This is a genomic window from Paenibacillus donghaensis (assembly GCF_002192415.1).
In the GTDB taxonomy this organism is placed as follows: Bacteria; Bacillota; Bacilli; order Paenibacillales; family Paenibacillaceae; genus Paenibacillus_AQ; species Paenibacillus_AQ donghaensis.
Map to the genome: position 1 here is coordinate 1,239,429 of NZ_CP021780.1, position 16,243 is coordinate 1,255,671.

Below are 16,243 nucleotides of genomic sequence, written 5' to 3' on the forward strand. Positions count from 1 at the left end.
CTTATGTTCCCGCTCTTCCGTATACAACCAATGACACCATAACATCAAGGGAGGACATTGAAATGTTATATTTGGATAGTGTATCGAAGGAGCACAGAAAGTAATTGCTGATGAAACAGTAGATTTAGTTGTTGCCGATCCCCCGTATAATTTGAAATTCGGTGGAACGACTCAAACCAAAAATAAAAAACCTCGTTTTCATATTTTCCCCAATGATGACTTACCATTTCCTGATTATCGTAGATTTTGCCTTGCCTGGCTGAAACAAGCTTATCGAATCCTAAAACCAGGTTGTCATGTGTACATTTTTATAGATTGGCGGACCTACCCGGATATGGCCCGTTGGCTTAAGATTACAGGCTTTACGATTAAGAATTGTATTGTCTGGGACAAAAGAAATATGGGCATGGGGTGGCAGTACCGTTACCAGCATGAATTTATCATTATGGCGGTGAAAGGCAAGAAGAATGTCCGACGTATTAGCACAAGGAGTCAAACGGATGTGTGGTAGATTCCTCGCATTCCGGGGAATCAAACGATTCACCCTACGGAGAAGCCGATAGACATGATGAAACGCATCATTGAGAACAGTAGTGAGGAAGGGGAATATGTAGTTGATTTTTTTGCGGGTAGCGGAGTGGTTCCGGAAGCAGCGGAGATCTTAAATCGACGCTGGGATGCCTTCGAGGTGGACCCAGGGTGGTATGCGGTGTCTACTGAGCGAATGGAGGGCAAGTATACATAATAGATACTCTCTAACTTTTTGAGAACATTTTTATCGATATCTTTTCCTTATTGATAAATTTGGCCGGAACATTTATCTTGCTTTTGGTTGGATATTTTCTGAAACAACGAATTTCCATGTGGAGTAAGTCTAACAAAACTTGATTAACAACCTTAGAATAACGGAAAGCATGTTCGCCGACTGTGGTTGGCCAAACATCATTATCAGCAACATTTTATCTGAAGGCAGAAGTAGAAGACTACAATTATGTTCATTAGGATTTGTAATAGTACTAAGGCGAGGTGATATATCTATTGCCTCGCTTTAGTATATACAGAGGGAAATTATGTATGGACTGCCCCCAATAAACTAACACGGTCATATAGCTCATATTGTACGGGAGTGAGGATATTCATGAAGATGTTTCTTTTATTTCTTGTTTTACTTTTTTTGCATCAGTTAATTGATTATATTGATAAAAAGAAAAAGATTCGATTTAAACCCCTATGGGTGGGTGGGGCTACGTTCTTTACTTTATTGATTTATTTTAATTTTTTTGATTAATTCTCATTATATGCCAAAAGAGAAATCTTCCCTTAATTGTATTTAAGGAAGATTTCTCTTTTGGCTATATAGTCCTGCTTAGTATTGCATGTGCATTTAGTAAAGGGGGAAATAACCAAAAGGAGAGGGAGTAACGAAGGGAAGGTGTGGGCTGTAGGAGCGAAAGCGTTCGCCTTTGCCCGCGGATTTCATCCGCGAACAGCGGATAAAATCATAGAAATCTGCGGGCAACAGTGACCGGAAGTCCATACCTATCCCATAGTTACGACCCACTCTTAGGTAAGATACTTAAGTTCATCTTATATAGCATCCTATCAAGGTGCATCCAACCACCCCATATAGATAATCCAATTTATTGATACTTTTTAAGAAAATGTTAAGGAATTATAAGGAAAATTTTACTTTACATTTAAAAAACCTAGCAGTAATATTATAAAAGTGTTAGCAATATGTGGAATGAAAGCCAGCAATTCATCAATGAATTAAAAGGAGGATACTATGCTTAAAACAGTCAAAAGATCATGTATGTCACTCGCTCTAATCATTGCTATGGTGTTGTCAATCCTACCGATTCTACCGCAAGCATCCGTTACAGCCGCTTCGTCCGATTATCCACATCTCATTGGTAATGCTAATGTGAAAAAGCCTTCTGTTGGAGGTAAGTTACAGGTACTTAATAAAAATGGCGTGAAGACTTTAAGCGACAAAGATGGAAACCCGATTCAATTAAGAGGGATGAGCACCCACGGGTTACAGTGGTTTCCTGAAGTTGTGAATGCGAATGCTTTTGCAGCTCTTTCCAATGACTGGGGGGCAAACGTCATCCGCCTTGCCATGTATGTAGGTGAAGACGGCTATGCAACCAATCCAGCCGTTAAACAGTCCGTTATCAATGGAATCAACTATGCAATTGCCAATGATCTGTATGTCATTGTAGACTGGCATATGATTAATCCAGGAAACCCCAACGACAGTGTGTATTCTGGGGCACAAAGCTTCTTTAATGAAATCTCTAGTTTATACCCCAATAATAAAAACATCATTTATGAATTGTGCAATGAGCCTAACGGTGAAAATAACGGCGTATCCAATGATGCAGCTGGATGGGCTCAGGTAAAATCTTATGCAACGCCCATCGTCGAACTGTTAAGAAAGAAAGGAAATGACAATCTGATCATTGTCGGTTCTCCTTTCTGGAGTCAACGGCCTGATCTGGCAGCCGATAACCCCATTAATGACCTAAACACGATGTATTCGGTTCATTTTTATAGTGGTACCAATCCGGTATCCAATGTAGAAACGGATCGGAATAATGTAATGAGTAATGTAAGATATGCACTGAGCCATGGGGTTGGCGTATTTGCTACCGAATGGGGAACCAGCCTTTCAACGGGTAATACCGGACCCTATTTGGCGAAAGCTGACGCGTGGTTAAATTTCCTTAATCAGAACAACATAAGCTGGATTAATTTTTCACTCTGTAATAAGGACGAAGTAGCCTCAGCGTTAAATAGCTCTACAAATCTCAATCCCGGTAGTGATAAAGTATGGTCCGAGAATGAATTAACTAAATCAGGCCAATATGTACGTGCCCGTATTAAAGGTCTCGATTATGCCACACCAGAGGAACCCCAACCCAATAAGCCCACCCCCCCATTAGACTTCTCTTCTGGTTTCTGGGATTTTAATGATGGGACTACACAAGGCTTTGGCATTAATGCAGACAGTCCGATTACGGCTGTTCAGATAGAAAATGTGAATAAAGCATTGCAACTTCGCGGACTGAAAACCTCTGGCAGCATTGATTTATCGGAAGGTAACTTCTGGGCAAATGCCCGTCTTTCCGCCGATGTCTGGGGGTATTCAATTAATATCTATGGGCATACAAAACTTACTATGGATGTTATATCGCCCACACCAACTAATGTATCCATAGCGGCTATTCCTCAGAGCAATAGTCATGGATGGGAAAACCCAACAAGAGCGGTGCGTGTCAGTACCAATCAATTTGTTGCACAACCCGGTGGCACCTATAAAGCAACCTTGACGATTTCGTTTAACGATAGTCCCAATTTCAAAATCATAGCTACGGATTCTAGTGATAGTATCGTAAGGAATTTGCTGTTATTTGTTGGCTCAAGCTCCGATAACGTTTCTTTGGATAATATCAAATTTGTAAAATAAAACTTGCAGCGCTATTGTCAACCACTAATTTTAAGATTGAGCCACTTTTAAAGTACAGAAAAACAGTATTATCATCCCTATTTAAACCCTCTTGATCATACAGAGGGTTTTTCACTTTTTTAAGTGGATTATATAGCTCATTCACGTAGTTGACCATTGTTCAATTTGAGTCTACTATTATCTAGAAGTAAATCCTAAAATTTGGTTTTTTCTGGAGGCGGTGCTTGTTTTGGAACCAGAGAATCTAATTCGTGAGTCATTATCAAGATTTATGAGAGACAATAAACTGAATCACTCACAATTTATGGAACAATCAGGACTTAATTCGGGCACGCTAAGTCACATCTTAAAGGGCAGCAAGCCTATTTCATTCAGACAATTAGCTGCTATAACGGAAGGCATGGGCTTAGCAGAGGACTACTTTTTTGAAGCATATGTAGTAGAATGTTTCGCCTTTTCAGCTTCTATGCGGCGGATTCGTCCATTTATACATCGCTGCGCGGAGTTGGATCGACTTAATTGTATCGAACGGATTGCACACAGACTACTGGACGATCTCTCCTATTCAGCCGCACTCTTTGATATTGCCGAAGACTTATTTGTCAGGAATCAGTGGAAGGCTGCAGCACTAATCTATGCCAATGTGGGTGAAGGCGAGAAGTACCAGCATTCGGAACGTCTGGCAGTATGTCAATACCGATTATTTGTGATTGGGTTAGGAGAGGATCTGGACGAGAATTTAAGGGCGGCCAACCAATTCGAACCATATGTGAATCGTCTGGATGAGGCTAACCAACTCGAAGCTCTGAAGCAATTGATGCATGTCTTTGGTTTGGTTCATAAATGGGTTAAGGTCGATGCATTAGCCATGGAAATGCATAGGGTGGCAACAATTCAGTATGAGTTGCAAAATTCTGAGCTTAGCGATAAAGACTGTAGACGAAAAGGTCGCCCATTGTATTATTATATTCTCTATGCCTGCCTTGCACGTTCAAAGGCCAGTGAAGAGTGTGGAGATTACAAACGGGCATTAGAATTTGTAGCGCTATATTCTAATGGAGAAAGTTGGGTGCAAGAGAAAACCGAAGAATCCAGACGGATTATTGCACAATTCTCTGAATGGGCCATTGCCAATACGTATCTTTACCGCCTAATGTCCGGAGATGTGGAAGTGATAGATGAATATGGGAATTACATTGCATCTCAGGAAGATGAAATTTTCGTTGCTATACGATTTATGGTGCAAGCAGCAAATAGATATGGATGTAATATAGATAGCATCCTGGAGCGTTTCTCAGCATACATACCTTATCAATCGGACAAGACAGATTTTGGAGAATATAAACTGGCTATCCTACAAGAGGGATACGCACAATTTCTGAGCGATCTTGCAGTGTATCGCCTTAATCAGAATCAAGATTATGCAATAAAATATATTTTAAAAAGTTTGGAGTTATCGATTAGAATAAATAGTAGTAAGAATATAATTACATGTATGTCACTTTTTGAACAGTACAGGGATCGTGCTGATCTTGAAACAAAGAAGGAATTCAAAAAACTATCGAAGGGAGTGCATCTAATCAATGAGAAAAAAAGCGTTGTTCTTCTGGGTTCTCTGTAGTGTTGTGACTGTGGTTTCTACACCGGGGATAATCGCACCTATGACACATGGATGGGGGACGTAATTAAAGAGTAAACTAAAAAGGGCGTTCCTGATTCTAGGGATCGTCCTTTTTTCATACCCTGATAGCAAACTTAGCACGGGTTTAAGCCCGGACTGGATCAAGAATTGCGGTTCACCACCTAATGATTACATGTGTCTTCTGGGTCTGATGCAATTATTTGGCATAAAAACCTAGAATATCACAAGGGGCGAACCAATGAAAGGCGATTCGATGTTAATTCAAATTCGTATTGAGCAGGAACGGCAAGAGATGTATCTGCTGGTGGGAAAATACGGCGATCTTGCACATCCGAAAGTCATTAAGCAATCCATACTACTGGACGATCTAATCAATCAGTATAATAACAAAGATGATAAGGGAAAATAACAAAAGCCAATTGCTGAGCAATCGACATTGCCTACTACAGTTTCCCTTTATTCTAATAAAGTATAAAGAACAAAAAGTGGCTGTTAGTTTCGCTTGATATCCTTAGGTGAGAATAGTAGTGAGGTAGGCGAATATGTAGTGGATTCTTTAGGTAGCGGAGTGGCTCTTGAAGTGTAAGCGTCAAAAAGCCCCCACCTTGAAATTAAGATGAGGGCTATCTGACGCTTGCTTCAATCCGGATTATCGAGGAACATTTTAAAGAACAGATTGAGTTCGAATTAAGTGATACATTCAAAAAAACGGATTAAGCGTAGGATGATTATTGAACACTAAAACGCAGAGATGAAGAGATTCCACGGTATGCATACAGCCAGATACCGGGGGCTCTCCCGTATGCGATTACAAGCCTACCTAACTGCATTCGTAGTAAATGTAAAACGGATGGTGAAATTAAAAGAGCAAGAGCAGCCCACCCTTGGAGGATGGACTGCTTTTATTTAGGGATATCTGTTTATCAATTCGATCTGTATTTTATACCAAGTCATGGTTTTTTACAAGGCTCTCCTGTCAGCGCCATGCTACAAGCTTTTCCATATCACTTCTCGTTTTGGCACGCTTTGGCTCTTCTTGCTGGTAGCCTAACGCCATCATTACAGCACTTTGAAAGTTTCCGTTCTCCAGCAGGCCTTCATCTGCCAGTATGCGGTCAACTTCCGCATTATCAAATCCCTCAATTGGGCATGAATCAATGCCGATTAACGCTGCAGCCGTCATCATATTGCCTAATGCAATATATGCTTGCTTTGCGGACCACTCATACAGCAGCCGCTCATCGTCCAGCAAGCCGCGCACTTGTTGAACATCCTTTAAAGCACCGGATATATATTGTACAACCTCCTCCGGCATTTGCTGTACTTGTCTCATATGATCCAGCACATAAGGGGAATTATACTGAACATTTGTTCTGGCCAAAATAATAACAAAATGGCTGGCAGTGTCCAGTTGTCCTTGTGCCCCAAGCGCTAACTGCTTGAGTTTGTTCCTAAGTTGGCGATTTTGCACCACGACAAATTTCCACGGCTCAAGGCCGAGGGAACTTGGCGACAATCTGCCTGCTTCCAAAACATACTGAGCATCCAAGTCGCTTATTAACCGAGTCGAGTCAAACACTTTTGTCGCATGTCTGTTCTGTAATGCTGCCAGCACCTGTTCTTTGCTGATTTCTCTCATGGTAATCATATTCACACTCTCCCTTGTTTGTTGTTCGAAAAAATATTATATGATAAAATATTATCGTATAATAGTATATAAAAGCTTCGTTACAGCATTTCTACGCTATAACTAGAGCGTAAGTATGTCATTGGATACTGAGCGAAAGAGGTGGCGATTATGCCATATACAAATGAAATTCTGGAAGTATGCGGTTTCACCAGTGCCCAAAAGATTTTATCGGGCAAGTGGTCTATGCTGATTATTTTGTTTTTGAGTGAAAAAACCATGCGCTTTAATGAAATTCAACGCTTATTTCCAGACATTACACATGCTACATTGACCAAGCAGCTGCGAATACTGGAGGGCTACGGCATTGTAGAGCGAACCGTCTATTCCCAAATACCGCCAAAGGTTGAATATGCATTGAGCGATATCGGCATGCAGCTCAAACCCATCCTAGACTCCGTCATGTTATGGGGAGAGACATACAAAAAGCACCAAACCCAACCGGCATCAGCCACAAAAGCCTGAAGAAGTAAATGTCAAAAAGCCTCCCCACCTTGAAATCAAGATGTGGGGGGTAATTTAATTTGTATGGAAGCTCGACCTACATTTACGATCAACATATTATCTTGTTTGTTTAGCTCAACGGGTGCTGTTTCAATAGCTATCCATTGTTTAGATTTTTTAGCTACCGGTTCTGTATTGCGCTTATATAGCCAATATTTAAAACGCTCTTTATTCACATCGTTGGCTTTACACCAAGCCGTTACTCCCATCCCGCTGGATTTAAAGCTATCGACTCGTGCTTTCCATTCGTTTCTATATTCAATTTTAGTCATAAGAAAACCATCCTCCTTCGAATGGAATCATTTTCTCATGATATTGAGACAAGTTCTAGGTGGGGATTATTGTACGCTTACCTTGAAGTAGCAGAAACCTTGAATCGTCGCTGGGAAGCCTACGAAGTGGCCTCAGGCTGAATTGCAGTTTCTACGGACTGAGTGGAGGCGAAACATACATAAACCATACTTTCTGTGTACTTTTGTAGAACGCGAGCCTATGTTTTATCTGATATTCTCATAGCATGTCAATATAGAGCGGCCTTTGGGCGGCTTTTTTTCTTTTCAGAGAAGGAGATGGCAGGGCAGATAACGTACATCTATCTCACGGAATTAAGCGGTGCGGAAGATCCTTCTCCAAGCAGTAGGGTTAGCAGAAGAAGGTTTTGTGACATTGGGATTTTCAGCTGAAGAACAGGAAAATTTTCATAATCCATACTTTTTTAGAATGTTATTCGAACGTTTGAATGGCTTTAACGAGATAAGATTATAGAGTAAACATATTGTTCAAAGGAGGCAGAGCGTCATTGCATATTGTACTTGTGGGTATCAAACCTGAAATTAGTGATCCACTTTTTAAATTCCATGAATGCGGGACGTTTGAAGAAGTGAAGGAAAGTGCCTTCATCTTGAGGCCTGAATACGTCTTGCTCCATGAGGACCAAGCCCGAAGCATCTTACCGTTAGCTGAAGAAATACCGGTGAAGTTTGTCCTCGACGGCGGTAAGAAGTTGGACCGCGTTGGGAGCGTCAGATGTTTGGATGAATCACGGCTGGCAAGAGAAGTTACTGGAGGTTCAACATCTAGTAGAGACGAACACTCAGCAGGTTGCTGTTCCCGAGCTGGATTTTAAAAGAGTCGGTGAACGGATTGTTATCGCCGTAGGCAGTGTGTTCGAAGGGGCCGGCAGCACGCATACAGCTCTGCTCATCGCGCACTACTTGGCGCGATATGCGAAAACTAAAGTAGCCGTTTGGGAAGGTGGCAGCCGTCCGTGTTTTTCCTTTCTGGAGTATATAAAGGAGGGGAATTACTCCAACCATCCCCGTTATGACTTAGGCGATATTGCTCTGTATAAAGCAGAGGTATCTGAGCACTGGGTCGGATCATTGATGAACGAATACAAGTATACGGTACTCGACTTGGGGTGCTTGACGAGTAGCAATCAGGCTGGACTGTTTGTGCAAGCCAGTTTACCTGTGCTGATCGGTTCCGGAAGTGAATGGCGGGTGAAGGAATTGATCTCCTTTTGCCGAGAATATAGCCGTGTGCCCCAGGATTATTGGCGCATTGCCTTGCCACTAGCCAATGACCAGAATCAGGAAATGGTAGCCGGATGTTTAAGTGGTAGACCGGTATTTGCGGTCCCGAATCATCCTGATCCGTTTCAACTCCAGACCAACACGGATGAGCTGCTGGAAGGCCTCTTATCCCCGATCTTGCAAAAACAGAAGAAGCGGGGATTCAGCCGATTCTTCTAACTTATGAATCCATCAAAGACCTGAACTGCTTCAAGCGTTGAAGTGGTTATTTGTGCTGTTCCCAGAAAGGGGGTGAACTAAAAATGAATCGTCAAGGACATGTGGGGTTGGCTATCTTAGCAGGTTCGGCGTTGCTCTATTTCACGCCAACGATGCCACTGATACCTGCTGCCGCATTGGTTTCAGCCGCAGGCCTCGGGGGACTGCTACCTGATCTGGACCATAAGACCAGTACCGTAAGTAATAAAATCCAGTTCCCGGCAAGGACAAGGCGGCAGCTGAAAGGCCTGTCCATATTGTGTTTCGGCATGGGGGTCTTGTGGTTTGTCATGCAGCAAGCTATGCCCTGGTTGTGGTTGGTAGCAGGCTTGGTACTTACGATGGCATCCCGTCTACGAATGCTCATCTTGAGCGGACTAGGCCTTCTGTTTATTGGGGGATATGAAGTCTATGAACTGCATTGGCTTACGCTTGTGGTAGGCGTAGCCTTACTCGTAATGCCGTTTGTTAAGCATCGCGGAATTATCCATAGTCCGGAGTTTGCCGGGATCTTGAGCTTTGGTGTTTTATCGGTTACTGCAACGCAGCCGGTTCTCATTCAGGCGCTCGGTTTAGGGATGCTGGCCGGGTGGTGGTCTCATTTAGTAGGGGATTCGGTGACGGTAGAGGGCATTCGTTCGGTGCTTCTTCCCCGGCTAAAAGTAGCGCTAAATATCCTCAGAAATGGCGGCGCTGCAGAGCGCTGGATTGCCAGAGGTTGTTGGATAGGTAGTTTCGCACTTTGGGTCATGACATTCTATTAATTCGTAGGTACAGAAGGGAAGAGACAAATGAAAATAAATAAAGTGGGGACCCTCTTCATGATGGTCTTTTTTAGTATGTTCGTCGTGCCGATGCTGGCTCACGCTGAGGATAATCCGATCACCAAGATCAAGGATAAGATGAAATTTAACTGGACGGTGCTCGATGGACTGGACTTTATATTTACACCCATCGGCTTGTTCATCTCCTTAATTACCATTGCAACGTTGATTTTTGTAGTGGTCAAAGTTGTTATAAAACTGATCAAGATCAGTGCGGGTAAGGGTAGCATCAAGGACAAATGGTTCTGGATTGAAGCTGGTTTACTTGTATTTATTGTGTTTCTGTTCATCAGCGGCGCCTTCTTTAGCTTTTTGGAGAACGTGTATAACTGGACCTCCAAGCAAGATATCGGGGGGACCACGCCAACAACGTTTATCCAAATGGTGGATCATATTCGTAAGTTGTCCTAATGGCTGAACTAATCATGGACAATGACTATATCTCAAAAATGAAAAAAATGTATACCGTTGATCCGGGCGTGGTGGATAAGATGAACTGGTTTCTGGTCTTGGCGGGAGCCGCTGGCACGATCCTGTGTGTGTTGGCATTTGCCTACTGGCTGATCCGGTTCTTCGGCTTCCTGTTATCGGTTAGCCGGGGAGCACGAAGTTTGAAGGACCCCAAGTTTTGGAAAAACATGGGGGTGGCGATGCTGATCATTCTCTTGTTTATGACCGGCTCCGTCTTTACCTTGCTGTCACAGTTTTATGACTATATGGACATATGGGGGTGGGGAGGTTGAAGAGACGTGTTTGGTTGCTGACCGTTCTGCTGCTGTTTGGTCTGGCGACCAGTATGTGGAGTGTACCTGTTCAAGCGTCCAGCCCTGCTTCACATACCTTGCAAGGTTCAGGAGGCGCGGTGCAGTTGGCAGTTGCGATGCCGACGGCCACGCCTACAGCGGCACCGAGTGGCGCGGTAGTACCTGTAGAGCGGGAAACGAGTTTTTTAATTCCTGATTGGGTCGAAGATATGATTCAAAAAGTGGACGACATGATCCAGTCGTTTAAAGACCTGATGTCCGGTAAGCTGATCAAAGACGCCATTGAAGGTCTGATTGTGCTGCTGGTAGATGAACTAATGACCCCACTTTATGATGCGTTCGCTAAGAGCTATTTGTTTACACCGCAAATTGCGGAAATCGACTTGGTGCAGTCAGGCTGGTCCATCTTTATAATCATCGGCCTGGTGTCGCTATTCATCGGGATTTCATGGCTGGCGTTTAAAATCATTCGAGGCAAGAAAGACCTGGGCAGTTTGCTCAAGGTCTTTTTGCTTTGCTTTGTCGCCACCTATTTCTCCTTGACTGCGCTGAATATCGCTAACGTAGGCATCAATTGGATAGCCAGCAAGATGTTTGAGGGTATCATCGGTACCAGCGGCATTACGTATGAAGGGCTGGATGGTCAGCAGATCTTAAAAGCCATGATTGTCGGTGCAGATGGAATTACTGAAGCATCGTATGCGGCGCAAACCCTGGGCGAGCTAACGGTGTCCACAAGTGGAGGTATCTTTAGTCTGCTGAGTTATTTATTGCTGGTGGTGCTACCTTTGTATGTAGTTGCCGTGATAAAAACAATGGTCCTGATATTTATGGCCATCCTGGTGAATCTGTGGATTACTCAATCTGCCTATACGGGCAAGTTTGAGACGATGCTCGGGTTTGCCAATTTGTATTTGCGGACCTTACTGGTCGGCCTAATCTGTGGCTTGCATTGGGCGATTTTCGTCAAAATACAGACGGACTACGGGGAGGGGACCGGATTCTCTGCCTGGCTCGGTATTCCGCCGATTATTTTTGCCATACTCAGCGCCGTGGCCTTACTGATCTTCTTTTTCTTCTTCTGGATCAAGCCCCTATTCAAGGCTGCGCAAAACCCGATGTCGCTCAATGGTGCCCATGTGGTCGATTCCTTGGGCAAATGGGGGGAACGGACCTCCACTTCGCTCGATTCGATGGGCAAACGGATGGGGTCGGAGGGGGTGCAGAAGAAGGCACTCAGCATGAAAGAGGCCAGTCAACGGATGCAGAAAGCAGCAGAACGCATGCGTACCCAGCGTAGTGTGGGTAAGGACAAGAGGTTGTCTAGTCTCAGCGGTGGACTTTCCGAATCGGTCCAAGGTATCGCCTACCAAGAGCCGGAAGAGTGGCTGGAGGATGGCGGTCAGATCCATGTGGATGTTGAGCATGAACTGGCATTTGGGGAATCGGAAATTAAATCATCGGCCTTGAACATTTCCACGGTTTTGGGAGAAGAAGGCTTTCGAAGCGTCTCTCTCCTGAACGCTCCTGTGGCCCAACGTAAAAAGCTGACGCAGAAGCTGTCCACGTTAAAGAAAGAATACAAAGAAGATGTGCAGTGGGACGAGAGTACGGGGGAGTTAATCTTGGCCGGTCCTACGCTGGATATGTTGCCGCAGCTGGAGAAGGAAGGCTTTAATGTATCAGCGGTGCGTGAGGGGATGTACAAGGGTGGAGCATTCGTCGATCTGAACAGTGCGCCGAAGATTACGAAACTGGCGGACACTTCCGAAGCCGAGGACGCGGTGGACCAGATTAAAGAAGCCTTGCCACTGTATACGCAAGCCAAGTTGCCCGAAAGCCAAGCGGCCGCGGCCTACCATGCGTTGCAGGCTCGCGCCGATGAATTCCCATGGGTCAAAGATTTGTTACTGGAACAGGGCGCTTTATGGTTGCCGGACGATGATTTGGAAGAAGCCACGGAAGTGCTGGAGGGGATGCTGGCCCAAAAGAGCCGGAAGATCCGCTGTAACTTCCCTCATCACTCCCGGTTTGCCGCCAGTATGCTGGCAGAATGGAAACGTTCCTCTGCAACAGAGGCACTGGCAGAGGTGCTGGAAATAGCGAAAGACGAGTCCCATGTCTATCTTCCCGAGGCACATCTATCTGAATTTCAGAAAGCCTATGACAGCTACCGGAAAGACCGCACGCCTTATTGGCGTGCCAAAGACGGTGCAGTCTATGTTATTAAGGACCGGGTACCCGTTAACTACGGTCAGCCTCCGCTGGATGGATTAGATATGGGAAGCTTTGAAAAACTGCAAAAGGATATGCTACACCGGCATGAGTTGCAGCGGTTAAAAGAAAGTCAGGATGCGAAGAAGGCGGCTGCATTGGCAAATGCCAAAACGGCTGGGAAACCGAAAGACAAAGGGTAGGTGATTGAAATGGATCAGGAGCATCAGGAACGGGAAGACGAACTCCTCCGGGCAAGCTTTATGGGCGATATCCGTGAGGATGTACAGTTTTTGGGTCTGTCCCTAGGGGATATCGGCTGGATTGTTGGCACAACATTGGTGATCGGGGGCCTTCCCTTTCTGCTTCCAGTCTCTGTCGTGTTCAAGTTGAGTTGGATTCTTGTTATCTTTATCGTGAGCACGCTCGGGCATATGCTGAAATGGCCCTATCGCTTGAAGCGTTATATCCATGATGTACAGCGACAAAAGGAAGGAACCGGGGAAGAACTCGGTTCCTTTCTAGGTGTGGAGGAAGACGGTTGGCTGTACCGCAGCGGAAAGATGCTGCATGTGGTGTCCTCGTTATCCGCAGCCCCCTGGAAAACAGCGGTGTATGGGCAAAAGCGGACACGGATCGGTGGATTCGAACAATTCTTGCGTGCGATCGTGCAGGAAGGCTTCTCCGCGCAAATTTCGGCAGAGCAGATTCCGGATGTGCGGCAGGAGCTCTGGAACGAGAAGCGGAACCGCGCCGCTGCAAGTGACGGTATCCAGCAAATGAAGCTGAACCGAATCGAGATGTGGGAACGGCTGGCCCGAAATGGAGAGGCATTGCGTAGTGAATATACGCTGACCCTCACCACATCGGAAGCTCAAATCAAGATCCGGGAACGGGCCGATGAACCCGCAGACCTCAGTCCCGAGGAGGTTAAACGGTTTCGCATGTTAAGTGAACTGCAGGAGAAGAAAGACCGTGTGCTGAATACACTCTCCTCTCATGGAGGGCACACCCTGTCTCTGTTATCCGGATTCTCATTGCCAGAGATTCTAGGACGCTGGTGGGACCGGACCACCTGGGAAGCCTGGAAAATGGCTGAAGGGACATGGGAAGAACCGGCTGAAGATTTGGAAAACCTTCACCAGTCCGAAGATCAGGAGGAAATTGAGGAGGATCGCTCCATGTTTAGTCCTTCGCTTACCCAATGGATACAAGAGGAAGCGGAGAATGAGGCAAGTGCTGAGATGAAGGAGCAGGATGTACTTGTTCCGTTAGTGCTGGATGAGGAAATTCCGGACAAGTCGGGCCTTGCTACGCTCAAGCTAAGAAAATGGCCCATCGCAAAGTGGCTGCAGCGCAGTAAGGAGGAGTTCTCCCGTCTCCGGATGGCATGCAAAGAGCATGTTCTACCTTTGATCAGGAAGTGGGCAACGGTTGGCCTTTTGAGGTGGCAAACATTCAGAATGCGTAAAGCTGTAGTCCTTGCAGAACGAGTGGAACAGGTGAAAGAAGAGTTTGCTGGAGAAGAAGGTTTACAATCTACGCCTCCGGTTGCGATGCCTGGACAACTTCCCAAGGGACTACGGGGAATTGTGCTGCTTACCTCACCGGCACCAAGTGGAGTCTCGTTTCTAGCTGCAAATCTGGGAGTGTCCCGTAGCTTTACCGGAATAACCGTGAGTATTGTCGACTTGTCAACGGATCAGGGCGTGAAGACCGTGCTGAATCCGTTAAGGCATTCGCTGGAGTTGGAGGAATGGGATATATGGACGGGCAAAGCCGCGAACTGGCTGTTATTTACGCCTTCGCAATATCCTTCATTGGCGCAAGTGGAATATCTGCTCCAACGCCGCGCAGCGGAGGATGGGCTAGTCATAGCCGAGATCCCCTGGAACTATCCGCAGCGGGAAGCGCTGATGCAGCGTTATCGATCCATTGCCGTTGTGGATTGCGATTATCATCATTGGTTGCAGTTTACAAACGCGGCCCCGAGCTGGGGTGGTGATTTTTGGCTGAACCAGAGCACCCCGGAGATGGTCAGTAAAATGTCTTCCCTGCTTAAAGAGCAATACCAGCAGTCCTTCACAGCGATTTATCCGTATTTTTCGGCTGCGGCCTATGGCCTCTACCAAGGTCGCCCCTTGGCGCTTGATCCGGAGCTGCGTGAAATGTTGAACGCACAACAAAGAGAGGAGGAAGCCGATGAGCCTGCTCAAACATACGAATCGGTTGGTTAAACGATGGATGAAGCATCCACGGCATGTGGTTGTGAACACCCTCGATGGAAAAGACGGGAAAACAGGACATTTTGTCCGTGTACTTATGGTCCAGGAGTATCCGCCGGAGATTATTGCCGGGTATCTGGATCATCTGGACGGCATTGTCTCGGATGCCGGAGCGACCTTACGCAAGACGATCCGGTATGCGAAAAGTGACATCAAATTCAACACGCGAATGAAATATAAATTAAACCGTTTAACGGCCAGTATCCAGGATCAGAGTGAAACGGACCCGGCGCGAAATGCAGAGATTGCCGCGAAGGAAACGATTTTGGCTTTGCGGGACTCCACATTGTCGAATGACCACAAGCTGGTGGAAGTGCAAACCTTTTTGACGTTATCCGCGCCGAAGTTGCATCAAATTGAGGCGGCTGAGGCGGGGCTGAAGCTGTGGTTTGATAATATGTCCGGCAAGCTGAATGAATTGAAGCGTGAGCAGAGTGAAGCGATGCGGCAGACGGGTCCTGCCTCTGATCCGTATGCGGCTCACAGTGAATTTTTTAACATAACCCATTATGGGCGTGTGACCACCGATTCGGTCGCGGCACGCACGTATCCTATGACACGAGGCTCCTTCTCCGATAATGAAGGACCCTATTTTGGTCGCCGGACCGAGGACGGCGGCTTTTGTTTTGTCAATATTTGCGATCCGGATGATCCTCGGGCACAGAACGTCACCGTGTTCGGCAAGACGGGAGAAGGCAAGAGTTACTTTTTGAAGGCGCTGGTGGTCTCGCTGCTGGAAGAAGGGGTACATGTATTTGTTTTTGATCTGGATGGCGAATGGCTTGATTTATGTAAGTATGTGGGCGGTGTCTATATTGACCACACCACAGAGGAAGGCCGTTACTTTGAACCATTGACAATTATGCCTGCGATCACGGAGATCGATGAGGAGTGCGCACGGTATAATCGCTCCCGCTATAAGATGGCCGAAATGGGCGGTTTGCGAACCTTTTCTTTGCTTGGGGAGAACTTGACCCGCCCGGAAATCTTCGAGGTGGGAGAAGCCATCCGCAGGGATTGATAAGAAACGGCCGGAAACCTGGAACTGTCCTACGGGA

The 16,243-nt window shown here is 45.7% G+C and carries 13 protein-coding genes and 2 pseudogenes; 13 read left to right on the plus strand and 2 right to left on the minus strand.

Going from position 1 to position 16,243, the window contains the following annotated elements:
• The first annotated feature begins 103 nt into the window (after positions 1–103).
• The 5 genes and pseudogenes from B9T62_RS41430 to B9T62_RS40510 all read left to right on the plus strand — a co-directional run.
• Positions 104–745 (plus strand): annotated as a pseudogene (locus B9T62_RS41430) (DNA-methyltransferase).
• 1,041 nt (positions 746–1,786) lie between these two features.
• Complete coding sequence (locus B9T62_RS05170) at positions 1,787–3,472, plus strand: cellulase family glycosylhydrolase (RefSeq protein WP_087914285.1); 1,686 nt, start codon at positions 1,787–1,789, stop codon at positions 3,470–3,472.
• A gap of 229 nt (positions 3,473–3,701) precedes the next feature.
• Entirely contained in the window at positions 3,702–5,093 is a 1,392-nt protein-coding gene (locus tag B9T62_RS05175) for a helix-turn-helix domain-containing protein (protein ID WP_245864349.1), read from the plus strand.
• Between the two features lie 259 nt (positions 5,094–5,352).
• Positions 5,353–5,523: an aspartyl-phosphate phosphatase Spo0E family protein gene (locus B9T62_RS05180; RefSeq protein ID WP_245864350.1), complete on the plus strand. Its 171-nt coding sequence runs from the start codon at positions 5,353–5,355 to the stop codon at positions 5,521–5,523.
• A 230-nt stretch (positions 5,524–5,753) separates the two neighbouring features.
• Positions 5,754–6,024, plus strand: a pseudogene (locus tag B9T62_RS40510) (transposase); the annotation flags it as partial.
• Between the two features lie 66 nt (positions 6,025–6,090).
• On the opposite strand, the gene B9T62_RS05190 reads toward B9T62_RS40510, so the two are convergent.
• Positions 6,091–6,762 carry an NAD(P)H-dependent oxidoreductase gene (locus tag B9T62_RS05190; RefSeq protein ID WP_087914286.1) on the minus strand — a complete coding sequence of 224 codons (672 nt, stop codon included), beginning with the start codon at positions 6,760–6,762 and terminating at the stop codon, positions 6,091–6,093.
• A 150-nt stretch (positions 6,763–6,912) separates the two neighbouring features.
• Here B9T62_RS05190 and B9T62_RS05195 point away from each other — a divergent pair, with 150 nt between their 5' ends.
• Positions 6,913–7,266, plus strand: coding sequence for a winged helix-turn-helix transcriptional regulator (locus B9T62_RS05195; protein WP_087914287.1), 354 nt, complete (start codon positions 6,913–6,915; stop codon positions 7,264–7,266).
• Between the two features lie 35 nt (positions 7,267–7,301).
• Here the strand turns inward: B9T62_RS05195 and tnpA are convergent, their stop codons facing one another.
• Positions 7,302–7,577 carry an IS66 family insertion sequence element accessory protein TnpA gene (tnpA, locus tag B9T62_RS05200; RefSeq protein WP_087914288.1) on the minus strand — a complete coding sequence of 92 codons (276 nt, stop codon included), beginning with the start codon at positions 7,575–7,577 and terminating at the stop codon, positions 7,302–7,304.
• Between the two features lie 762 nt (positions 7,578–8,339).
• Between tnpA and B9T62_RS05205 the strand changes: the two genes are divergently transcribed.
• The 7 genes from B9T62_RS05205 (at position 8,340) to B9T62_RS05235 (ending at position 16,206) form a co-directional block, all read left to right on the plus strand.
• The gene (locus B9T62_RS05205) at positions 8,340–9,059 is read left to right on the plus strand and encodes a hypothetical protein (RefSeq protein WP_087914289.1); all 720 of its coding nucleotides are present in this window, start codon (positions 8,340–8,342) and stop codon (positions 9,057–9,059) included.
• 83 nt (positions 9,060–9,142) lie between these two features.
• Positions 9,143–9,862 carry a metal-dependent hydrolase gene (locus tag B9T62_RS05210; protein ID WP_087914290.1) on the plus strand — a complete coding sequence of 240 codons (720 nt, stop codon included), beginning with the start codon at positions 9,143–9,145 and terminating at the stop codon, positions 9,860–9,862.
• 27 nt (positions 9,863–9,889) lie between these two features.
• Positions 9,890–10,333 (plus strand): hypothetical protein, encoded by a 444-nt coding sequence (locus B9T62_RS05215; protein WP_087914291.1) that lies wholly within the window; start codon positions 9,890–9,892, stop codon positions 10,331–10,333.
• A 14-nt stretch (positions 10,334–10,347) separates the two neighbouring features.
• Entirely contained in the window at positions 10,348–10,665 is a 318-nt protein-coding gene (locus B9T62_RS05220) for a hypothetical protein (protein WP_169834331.1), read from the plus strand.
• Positions 10,662–13,103, plus strand: coding sequence for a hypothetical protein (locus B9T62_RS05225; protein ID WP_087914293.1), 2,442 nt, complete (start codon positions 10,662–10,664; stop codon positions 13,101–13,103). Before B9T62_RS05220 ends, B9T62_RS05225 begins: the two co-directional genes overlap by 4 nt.
• 9 nt (positions 13,104–13,112) lie before the next feature.
• On the plus strand, positions 13,113–15,137 hold the full coding sequence (locus B9T62_RS05230) for a hypothetical protein (RefSeq protein WP_087914294.1): 2,025 nt from the start codon (positions 13,113–13,115) through the stop codon (positions 15,135–15,137).
• Positions 15,103–16,206 (plus strand): helicase HerA domain-containing protein, encoded by a 1,104-nt coding sequence (locus B9T62_RS05235; protein WP_087914295.1) that lies wholly within the window; start codon positions 15,103–15,105, stop codon positions 16,204–16,206. Before B9T62_RS05230 ends, B9T62_RS05235 begins: the two co-directional genes overlap by 35 nt.
• Positions 16,207–16,243: the final 37 nt, after the last annotated feature.

Coding starts and splice junctions, on each gene's coding strand:
- B9T62_RS05170 (WP_087914285.1), top strand. CDS start 1,787: ATGCTTAAAACAGTCAAAAGATCATGTATGTCACTCGCTCTAATCATT.
- B9T62_RS05205 (WP_087914289.1), top strand. CDS start 8,340: ATGAATCACGGCTGGCAAGAGAAGTTACTGGAGGTTCAACATCTAGTA.
- tnpA (WP_087914288.1), bottom strand. CDS start 7,577: ATGACTAAAATTGAATATAGAAACGAATGGAAAGCACGAGTCGATAGC.
- B9T62_RS05215 (WP_087914291.1), top strand. CDS start 9,890: ATGAAAATAAATAAAGTGGGGACCCTCTTCATGATGGTCTTTTTTAGT.
- B9T62_RS05190 (WP_087914286.1), bottom strand. CDS start 6,762: ATGATTACCATGAGAGAAATCAGCAAAGAACAGGTGCTGGCAGCATTA.
- B9T62_RS05235 (WP_087914295.1), top strand. CDS start 15,103: ATGAGCCTGCTCAAACATACGAATCGGTTGGTTAAACGATGGATGAAG.
- B9T62_RS05180 (WP_245864350.1), top strand. CDS start 5,353: ATGAAAGGCGATTCGATGTTAATTCAAATTCGTATTGAGCAGGAACGG.
- B9T62_RS05210 (WP_087914290.1), top strand. CDS start 9,143: ATGAATCGTCAAGGACATGTGGGGTTGGCTATCTTAGCAGGTTCGGCG.
- B9T62_RS05195 (WP_087914287.1), top strand. CDS start 6,913: ATGCCATATACAAATGAAATTCTGGAAGTATGCGGTTTCACCAGTGCC.
- B9T62_RS05220 (WP_169834331.1), top strand. CDS start 10,348: ATGGACAATGACTATATCTCAAAAATGAAAAAAATGTATACCGTTGAT.
- B9T62_RS05230 (WP_087914294.1), top strand. CDS start 13,113: ATGGATCAGGAGCATCAGGAACGGGAAGACGAACTCCTCCGGGCAAGC.